This window comes from Acetonema longum DSM 6540 (assembly GCF_000219125.1).
In the GTDB taxonomy this organism is placed as follows: domain Bacteria; phylum Bacillota; class Negativicutes; order Sporomusales; family Acetonemataceae; genus Acetonema; species Acetonema longum.
This window is the reverse complement of the sequence record NZ_AFGF01000157.1, coordinates 56,629-63,182: the sequence shown is the minus strand read 5'-3', so window position 1 is coordinate 63,182 and position 6,554 is coordinate 56,629. Positions and strand designations below refer to the sequence as shown.

5 protein-coding genes are annotated in these 6,554 nt (G+C 51.9%); all 5 read left to right on the top strand.

Annotated elements, in window-relative coordinates:
- The first annotated feature begins 149 nt into the window (after positions 1-149).
- The 5 genes from ALO_RS14980 (at position 150) to ALO_RS14960 (ending at position 6,527) form a co-directional block, all read left to right on the top strand.
- Positions 150-1,952, top strand: coding sequence for a SpoIVB peptidase S55 domain-containing protein (locus ALO_RS14980; RefSeq protein WP_004097386.1), 1,803 nt, complete (start codon positions 150-152; stop codon positions 1,950-1,952).
- A 212-nt stretch (positions 1,953-2,164) separates the two neighbouring features.
- Complete coding sequence (locus ALO_RS14975; protein WP_004097384.1) at positions 2,165-2,953, top strand: MlaE family ABC transporter permease; 789 nt, start codon at positions 2,165-2,167, stop codon at positions 2,951-2,953.
- A 21-nt stretch (positions 2,954-2,974) separates the two neighbouring features.
- Positions 2,975-3,718 carry an ABC transporter ATP-binding protein gene (locus ALO_RS14970; protein WP_004097382.1) on the top strand — a complete coding sequence of 248 codons (744 nt, stop codon included), beginning with the start codon at positions 2,975-2,977 and terminating at the stop codon, positions 3,716-3,718.
- A gap of 30 nt (positions 3,719-3,748) precedes the next feature.
- Complete coding sequence (locus ALO_RS14965; protein ID WP_004097372.1) at positions 3,749-5,026, top strand: MlaD family protein; 1,278 nt, start codon at positions 3,749-3,751, stop codon at positions 5,024-5,026.
- A gap of 202 nt (positions 5,027-5,228) precedes the next feature.
- The gene (locus ALO_RS14960) at positions 5,229-6,527 is read left to right on the top strand and encodes a TolC family protein (protein WP_004097370.1); all 1,299 of its coding nucleotides are present in this window, start codon (positions 5,229-5,231) and stop codon (positions 6,525-6,527) included.
- Positions 6,528-6,554: the final 27 nt, after the last annotated feature.

Genomic DNA, 6,554 nt, shown 5'->3' with positions numbered 1-6,554 from the left:
GGCGGTAGCGAATGGTTTCTCGTAAGCCGAAAAGTCACCTAAATCCCTTCAGTACGGCAACGCAGGCGTTGCTCTTACCTAGCATCTGGGCCTTTTGAACGGTTCCAGGGGCGAGGCTGGAGGAGTGCTTTTGATCTATGAGGAGAGGAATGATCTATTTGCGATACACCTGGCGCCGCATCGGCCTTCTGCTGCTGATTCTGCTGCTGCCTTTGACCCTGGCCCAGGCGGCCCCTGAGTTTATGCCGGTTGAAGAAGTACAACCGGGGATGCATGGGATTGGTAAAACAGTAGTTGCCGGTGCCAGCATAGAAGAATTTGGTGTAGAAGTCTTAGGAGTTATGAAAAATAAGGGACCGGCCGGGGACGTGATCCTGGTCAGGACCTATGGGGATTTAATTGAGCGTACCGGTGGCATTGCTCAAGGAATGAGCGGCAGTCCGGTCTATATTAATGGCCGGCTGGTGGGCGCTATCGCCTATGGCTGGGCTCTGACGGATCATAAAGTGGGCATGGTGACTCCAATTGGCGATATGCTGAAGATTTGGGATAAGGATTCCACTTCCGTCGGCAGCGTCAGCCACGTAGAGTCTCTGGCCGGACTGAACTTCAAGCCGATCGCCACTCCGCTTATGGTTTCGGGTTTCGGCGATCAGGCCCTTGCCTACCTGGCGGAAAAATTAGGCCCCCTGCAAATGTCCCCCTATGCAGTTGGCGACGCTCCCTCCGATATTGACTACGGCCCTCTGAAAGCAGGAGGCGCCGTGGGAGTGCAGCTGGTGCAGGGAGATGTGAATATCGGCGCTGTTGGTACGGTTACACATATTGATAATGGCAAAGTGCTGGCCTTTGGTCATCCCTTTCTGAAGAAAGGCAATGTTGGCTTTTATATGACCAACGCCTATATCTTTACGACAGTCCGCGGACTGGAAAACTCATTTAAAGTAGGCACAAACGGTACTGCCGTCGGTTCTGTCACCCAGGACCGATCCGCCGGTATCGGCGGTGAGATTGGCCGGTTCCCCAGTAATGTGCCGGTCCGTATCAGCGTTCAGGACGAAACCACCGGCCATTTGAAACAAGCCTCCGTCCGGGTGGTCCAGGATGAACAGCTCAGCCCGATTCTGGCGGCTGCTACGGTCTATAACATCATTGACAAGACCATCGACCGGACCGGGCCCGGCACCGCACGTATCAAGTTTGAAATTACCGCAAAGGATATGCCGGTTGAGAAGTTTACCCGGGAGAATATGTTTTATAGCGCCGGCAATATCGGCGAACTTTCTGTCGGCGAGTTTTTTGAAGCCATGTCTCTCTTGACCAGTAACCAGTTCAATCCGGTGGACATTATGGATGTCAATGTCCAGGTGGTGGTCAGCGACAAGCGGCATACGGCGGCCATTACCGAAGCTAAAGCCAAGGCCGTGAATGTCATTCCCGGCGAAACCATCGACATCACCGTTAAGATGAAGCCCTATCGGGGTGAAGTGCTTGCACGGACCATCCAATTCACAGTGCCCAAGAACCAGAAATCCGGGCCTTTAGCCCTTTCGGTTCATGGGGGCGGCATGATTCCGCTGTATCAGCTGCTCCTGAAAAAGGGGGGCATTGACGAGTCGGTGCTCAAGGGCGAGAAAAAGCAGAACCAGACTTTTGCCGAGCTTTTGCAGGATTTCTCCCGTCGGGACCGTAACAACGACATTGTCGTCGAAGTCCTGGACCTGGAAAATGAACAAGCTAAAAACGAAGGCAAACAACGGTCGAACAAAGAGAAAAAGAAAAAACCAAAACTCCCGGTGCCTGTCGCCGAGCCGGAGAAAAAGAACCGAATTTCGCCGCAGAATGCTCTGGACCGTACTAACGACAACAATGAGAAAGCCAAGAGTTTTGTTACAACCGACTTTATCATTGAAGGCGATACACGAATCTATCTCAATGTGACGAACAAGTAAAAAGGATCTGGGACCCTGTTGAATTTTAACGCAGCAGGGTCCCTTTTTATGCCGCAAGCAGGGATTTTTCGATGGACGGGGAATAAAAAGTCTATAGTTGCTGTCTGCAGCGATATTGCTGTGTAAGTGCTATACAAAACACCGTATGACATATATATGTAATATTACAAAATCCGCATTCCGCTTACTGCGCCAGGCAGAAAGGAGATCCCATGAGCTATATATTAGAACTTGTCGGAAAAACTGTTTTGTCCGGGCTGAAATCAGCCGTGTCTATGGTGGAACGTACTGGAGAGGCAATGATCTTGTTGTTTCAGACTCTGGCGCATTTAGGCCGGGCCAGAACCGGTCATGTGATCCGCCAGATGGCTCACCTGGGAGTGGATTCCCTGCCGATTGTCCTGATCACTCTGCTGTTTACCGGCATGGTTATGACCCTTCAGATGGCTCAGGAGTTTATTAAATATGGGGTCGAGTCGACAGTGGGCGGGGTCATGGCCGTGGGCATGGGCCGGGAATTGGCGCCAGTTTTGACCGGAGTGGTTGTAGCCGGACGGGTGGGCGCCGCCATTACGGCAGAAATCGGCTCTATGAAGGTTACTGAGCAAATCGACGCCTTGCGGGTCATGGCGGTGAATCCTATTGCTTATCTGGTTGTACCGCGCCTTTTGGCCTGTATGATCATGCTGCCGATACTGGTTGTTTTTGCCAATGTCATTGGAATGATAGGGGGATACGTCATGGCTACCGCCCATGCCGGCATCAATTCCTATACCTATATCAACTCTGTTAAGACCTATGCCGGGGCCAACGATATCATCGGCGGCCTGATCAAATCCGTATTCTTCGGCGGCATCATCGCCACCACCGGCTGCTATAAGGGGCTGACCACCGCGGAAGGAGCCGCCGGGGTCGGCAAAGCCACTACCAGCTCCACTGTCACTTCGATTATCCTGATCTTCATCAGCAACTACTTTTTATCATTATTATTATACCGCTAAACTTTATTGCGGAGGGTGCCTATGATTAAACTCGTCAACATTAATATGAGTTTTGGCGGAAAACAGGTTTTAAATAAAATCAATCTGGAAGTAGCCGCAGGAGAAATCCTGGTGATTATCGGCCCCAGCGGCTCAGGGAAAAGTACCCTGCTGCGGCTGATTACCGGCCTGTTAAAACCGGATGGGGGCCAGATCTGGGTCAATGGCCGGGAAATATCCGGCCTGAGCGAAGACAGTTTGATTCCGGTCAGGCAGCAGATGGGAATGGTGTTTCAGTACGCCGCCTTATTTGATTCTATGACGGTAGGGGAGAATGTGGCTTTTGGCCTGCGGGAGCATACCAAAATGACCGAAGAGGAAATCCAGAAAATAGTACGGCGCACCCTTCGGATGGTTGGCTTATCGGGGCATGAGCCGACCATGCCGGATCAACTGTCCGGCGGCATGAAAAAACGGGTCAGCCTGGCCCGGGCCATTGCCGGTAATCCAAGCATCCTGTTGTATGATGAGCCTACTACCGGCCTGGATCCGATCATGTCGGAGACGATTGACCGGCTCATTGTCAGTACCCGGCGAATCCTGGGGGTTACCTCTGTGGTTGTGACTCATCATATGACCAGCGCTTTTCATATCGCCGACCGGATCGCCATGATCCATCAGGGACAGATCATTGAAACCGGCACCAGTGAGCAGTTCCGGAATTCGACGAATCCGATTGTACAGCAATTTATCCATGGCAAGCAGTCCCATCGGGCGGCAAAATAAAGAGCTTTCTAACGCAGGGAGGTTGCGGCAGTGGTTTTTAGCACGGAAGCCAAAGTAGGGGCAGTCAGCATATTGGCCCTGGCCCTTTTGGCCGGCTTTATAGTAATGTTAAGCGGCAACGCTATGAATGATGAAGGATATCCCGTTTATGTAGTATACGATCGGGTCAATGGGCTCAAGCCCGGCAATATCGTGCGCTATGCCGGCGTGGATATAGGCCGGGTCCAAAATGTAAAGGTGACTCCGGCCGGAGTAGAAGCGGAACTTTTTATCCAGTCAGGAGCCCAAATCCCGCAAGGCGCCAAGTTTGCCATTGGCACCGACGGCCTGATGGGAGAAAAGTACATTGATATCACTCCCCCCGCCAGGCGCGCCGGAAACTTGAGTGGAAACGACAGAGTTTCAGGGGAAACTCCCAAGGATTTGGATCAGCTGATCGCCACCGCCGATGAAGTCCTGAATGAAGCCCGGACGCTGATCCGGTCGATGAATGACGTGATAGGTGACGAGAAAGTCAGAGAAGCCCTGAAAGGTTCGGCTGTCAACCTGAAAAAGGTGACCGACAATCTGGATGCCTTCAGTGCCAGTTTGGCCCGGATGGCCGTCAACAACGAACAGAATGTCGCCGACATCGCCTCTAATCTGCGGGCTATGTCGGCAGACCTTAAATCCACTGCCGCCCGGGTAGATAAATTAGTGGCGGATGTGGACAACAACGGTCAGACAGCCAAAGATCTGAGGGAAACCCTGGCCAATGTGAAAAGCGCCAGCGCCCGTATCGAGAAAATGGCCGCTGCCTTAGAAGGCGTAGCAACCGACCCGTCCACCGCGGAAAATATCCGGGAAACATTAAAAAATGCCCGGCAGGCCAGTGAGAAAGCCAACAAGGTATTGGACAAGGTAACCAATATTAGAATGGAAAGCGGTCTGGATGTCTTATATCAGCCCAATGAAGGCGCTTATCGCACCAATCTTGACCTGAAGGTCAGTACCTCGGACAAAGAGTATGCCTTGTTGGGTATCAAAGATATCGGGGAAGAAAACCTGCTCAATCTGCAGCTGGGAACTAACTATGGCAGTTGGGGGAGCCGGTATGGCATCGTGGACGGCAAAGCCGGCGTGGGTGTGGATGGGCAGGTCTCCAGCCGCTGGAAGCTCTCTTTAGATGCTTATGATCCCAATGATTTTCGTTTAAAGCTGCGCAGTGAATATGACCTGGGCCGTGACACGTATTTGGTGGGAGAAACTGACGATGTCAGGCAGAATACGGACAAGAACACATACTTTGGACTGAAAAAGATTTTTTAAGAGGCTTCTATTATGAATTATGCTAGAATCCATAAAAATGTATGGTAGGGAAAACATGATCTAACATGTAAAAAATGCGAACAAAGTTTGACAGAACTCATGTATTAGCCATATAATGTATTTGTATCTATTTATGACTGACTCTCAGTCAGCCAGTATTGATGAAAAAACAGCTATGTCCACTAGGAGGATGAAGTTGCAGATGAATCGTCGACTATGGAAAAAACAGCTGGCTATCGCCCTGGTATCCGGCTATGTTACTATGGGCGCCAGCTTGGCGTCAGCAGCTCCCATGGAACTGACATTGGAAGAAAGCATCCAGTTGGCTCTGACCAATAACCCTGCGGTCAAGATGGCGGAAACCAACAAAACCAAAGCATCCTGGGGCGTGAAAGCGGCCAGGGCGAACAAAGCCCCTTCTGTGACACTGACCCACACTTCAAGCCGGGTTAGGAGCGATCCTTCCAAAAGTGCGGGCGTCTCCCAGATCGGGGAGAGATTCGAAAATGTAGCCGATCTGACCTGGCCGATTTATACCAGCGGCAAGGTGGAAGGAACCATCGCCCAAGCCAAACTGGGACTGAAAGTTGCGGAGTTGGGCACGGCTGAGGCCCGCCAGCAAATTAAGCTGGAGGCTACTACTGCCTACTTTAACCTGCTGCAGGCCGGACATCTGGTTACTTTGAACCAGGAATCCGTCGACCGGCTGGCGGCCCATCTTAAGAATGTCCAAGCCCAATATGCCGCCGGTACGGTAGCCAAAACCGATGTGCTGCGCTCCGAGGTAGAACTGGCCAATGCCCAGCAGGACCTGATCCAGGTTCAAAACAGCGCTGACCTGGCTGCGGCTGCCTTAAACAATGTGCTGGGCCTGCCCCTGGATACCCAGATTACTATTAAGGACCAGCTGAAACAAGAGGCCGTGGAATGGACCATGGAAGAAAGTATCGGCAAAGCTATGGCCGACAGGCCGGACGCCGCCCAGGCCAAGACCAATGTGCAAATTGCCAAATATGGTGTGACAGTAGCACGGAGCGACCGGTATCCCACCATCGCCCTGTTCGCTTCCCAAGGCTATAATGATGACGAATTTCCCGGCGATGATAACTCCAACTGGGCGGTGGGGGTGTCGGCCACCTGGAACGTATTTGATTCCGGCCTCAGCCGGAGCAAGGTCAGACAATCCCAGGCCGACTTGGAGTATGCCAAATTGCAGCAAAAACAAGCCCTGGATGGAGTGGAACTGGAAGTGCGGCAGGCTTATCTCAATGTGAGGGAAGCCGAAAAACGCATTGCTACCAATCAGGTAGCGGTGAACAAGGCCGAAGAGGATTATAAGATTGCTCAGGTCCGTTATACCAGCGGCGTGGGAACCAATCTGGACGTGATCGATTCGGAAGTTGCCCTGACCCGAGCCAAAACCAACTATATTCAGGCTCTCTATGACTATAATACCAGCAGGGCTCAGCTGGAAAAAGCTGTTGGCGCCCGAACAGAGTAACACACGCTGCCTATAACGCCCGGTTCA

Coding starts and splice junctions, on each gene's coding strand:
- ALO_RS14980 (WP_004097386.1), top strand. CDS start 150: ATGATCTATTTGCGATACACCTGGCGCCGCATCGGCCTTCTGCTGCTG.
- ALO_RS14975 (WP_004097384.1), top strand. CDS start 2,165: ATGAGCTATATATTAGAACTTGTCGGAAAAACTGTTTTGTCCGGGCTG.
- ALO_RS14970 (WP_004097382.1), top strand. CDS start 2,975: ATGATTAAACTCGTCAACATTAATATGAGTTTTGGCGGAAAACAGGTT.
- ALO_RS14960 (WP_004097370.1), top strand. CDS start 5,229: ATGAATCGTCGACTATGGAAAAAACAGCTGGCTATCGCCCTGGTATCC.